2 rRNA genes are annotated in these 3,073 nt (G+C 56.8%); both read right to left on the bottom strand.

What is annotated here, in order from left to right:
- Positions 1-7: 7 nt before the first annotated feature.
- Positions 8-130, bottom strand: a 5S ribosomal RNA gene (gene rrf, locus EGH21_RS23965).
- Positions 131-257: 127 nt separating this feature from the next.
- A 23S ribosomal RNA gene (locus tag EGH21_RS23970) occupies positions 258-3,073 on the bottom strand; the annotation flags it as partial.

Consider the following 3,073-nt stretch of genomic DNA (forward strand, 5'->3'; position numbering starts at 1 on the left):
GTATGAATGGTGGCGGCGAACCAGCTTTCCCAGAGGCTCGCGCACTCCAGTACTCCCTGGAACGCTGGCGGGCTTATCTTCCGTGTTCGGGATGGGTACGGGAGGCAACCCCGCCGCTATGGCCGCCTAACGCCGAGTCACGGAGTCGAACCGTGATACTCCAACTCGGTCAGTCGATGCGTGTACGTGCGATCCAGTTTGCGCCTGGACTCGTTCGAGCGACGAGTAATCGTCGGTGAATCGAGTCACAGTGCGTATGAATGATGGCTTCAGGTTGTTAGTTCTCGTGGGCTCAACACTTCGTTACCTCAGTGCGTACACCCCGAGTCTATCGACCCTGTCTTGTACAGGGACCTTCGGCGGTGTCTCTTTTCCAGGTGGGTTTCGAGCTTAGATGCGTTCAGCTCTTACCCCGTGCCGCGTGGCTACCCGGCGACTGCCCTCTCGGACAACCGGTACACCAGTGGCGGCCAATCGTAGTTCCTCTCGTACTATACGATCGTTCCCGTCAGACACCATGACACACCCAGTAGATAGCAGCCGACCTGTCTCACGACGGTCTAAACCCAGCTCACGACCTCCTTTAATAGGCGAACAACCTCACCCTTGCCCGCTTCTGCACGGGCAGGATGGAGGGAACCGACATCGAGGTAGCAAGCCACTCGGTCGATATGTGCTCTTGCGAGTGACGACTCTGTTATCCCTAGGGTAGCTTTTCTGTCATCAATTGCCCGCATCAAGCAGGCTAATTGGTTCGCTAGACCACGCTTTCGCGTCAGCGTTCCTCGTTGGGAAGAACACTGTCAAGCTATCTTTTGCTCTTGCACTCTTCGCCGGGTCTCTGTCCCGGCTGAGATAGCCTTAGGGCGCGCTCGATATCTTTTCGAGCGCGTACCGCCCCAGTCAAACTGCCCGGCTACCGGTGTCCTCCTCCCGGAGTGAGAGTCGCAGTCACCGACGGGTAGTATTTCACTGATGGCTGGGTGACCCGCTAGCGCGGGTACCTCTGTAACGCCTCCTACCTATGCTGCACATCGGCGACCACGTCTCAGCGACAGCCTGCAGTAAAGCTCCATAGGGTCTTCGCTTCCCCCTGGGTGTCTCCAGACTCCGCACTGGAATGTACAGTTCACCGGGCCCAACGTTGGGACAGTGATGCTCTGGTTAATCCATTCATGCAAGCCGCTACTGATGCGGCAAGGTACTACGCTACCTTAAGAGGGTCATAGTTACCCCCGCCGTTGACAGGTCCTTCGTCCTCTTGTACGAGGTGTTCAGATACCTGCACTGGGCAGGATTCAGTGACTGTACGAGTCCTTGCGGATTTGCAGTCACCTATGTTGTTACTAGACAGTCCGAGCATCCGAGTCACTGCGACCTGCTCCGTTCCGGAGCAGGCATCCCTTATCGCGAACTTACGGGACTAACTTGCCGAATTCCCTAACGTCGGTTGCTCCCGACAGGCCTTGGCTTTCGCCGCCATGGACACCTGTGTCGGTTCTCGGTACGGACACTACGCTCGTCTTTTCACGGGCCCCAGGTTGAATCACGTTTCCCTATCCCGCCGTTCGTCCGCTTCCTGCCGTTACGGCTTCCACGGAGTTTGACGGTTCGACCGGGCGAAAGCCCGGTGTGATCGACCCCAGGGCGTCGACTTTCACTGCATAGTGGCACGGGAATATTAACCCGTTTCCCATTTTGTCTCAGTCGAGTTGCGGTGAGACTTAGGACCGGCTAACCCTCAGCTGATCAGCAGTGCTGAGGAACCCTTATCCATTAGGCCGTCGGGGTTCTCACCCGACTATCGCTGCTACTATGGCCAGGATTTTCGTCACTCATCGGTCCACAGGAGTTCTCACCCCTGCTTCCACCCAATGAGAGCGCCAACCTACTCGATTGCCCGGTCAAGGGCACGGATAGGTCTCGGTGGTGGATTTGAGTCCCGATCATTTTGGGCGCCTCAAACCTCGGCCGGTAAGCTGTTACGCTTTTCTTAGAGGGTAGCTGCTTCTAAGCTCACCTCCCGGCTGTCTAGGGCTCGAGACCACCTTCAGAGGATTACACTTAATCCACACTTGGGGACCTTAACCTATCTCTGGGTTGTTCCCCTCCTGGTGCACAGGCTTACCCCGCACACCGGAATCCCCGCGTCGAACGGCGTTCGTAGGTTCGGAGTTTGACAGGTGTGCCGACTCCTCTCGGAGGCGGTCACACCAATCGGTCGCTCTACCCCACGAACTACCTCGGCGGAGGTCATGCTTCGACATGTTTCGGTTGGAACCAGCTGTTGCCGGACTCGATGGGCCTTTCACCCCTACACGTAGATCACGAGAGGGTATTGTAGGACACCAACTCTAACAGGCTTCCACGTGCCTTTCGGCACGCTTCACCTTGTCCACGCGTAGATCGTCCGGATTCGGGTCGTGTCCACGTGGCTCCCCGCCCTTGAAGACGGCGGCCCTCGTCGGAAGACTGCGGCCATGTCGGTTTCCCTGTGCCTCCCCGGATACTCCGGTTAGACTTGCCATGTAGACACACTCCCTGGCTCGTTTTTCAAAACGTACGACGGAACATCGGCTTCCCGTGAGTCTTACTGGAGACTCGCGTCTCGGTCATTCGTCACGGGACCTTGTATGCCCCGTCGCTCCATCGCCAACTGAGTTCAAGCTCTATTTCGCCTCCCTTCTGAGGGTACTTTGCAGCGTTCGTTCACACTACTTGTGCACTATCGGTCTCGAGGAGTGTTTAGCCTTCGCAGTCGATGCCTGCGTTGTTCGCGAGGGATATCCAACCCCCGCTACTCCGGAACTGACGCACAGCGTACTGATTTCGAGTACGGGGTTGTCACCCTGTGTCACGCCCTGTTCCAAGGGACTTCGTCGAAATGGTCTGCTGATGAGAGTCAGTCCAAACACCACATTGGTCGTAGGACCTTCGGTTTGGGCTGTATCGCGTTCACTCGCGGTTACTGACGACATCACGTTGCGTTTTCTTTTCCTCCCGATACTGAGATGTTTCAGTTCTCGGGGTTCCTCATTGCGCGAAGCAATTGCTGAGGAGATTCTCATTCGGA

The organism is Haloarcula rubra (genome assembly GCF_019599465.1).
Taxonomy (GTDB): Archaea; Halobacteriota; Halobacteria; order Halobacteriales; family Haloarculaceae; genus Haloarcula; species Haloarcula rubra.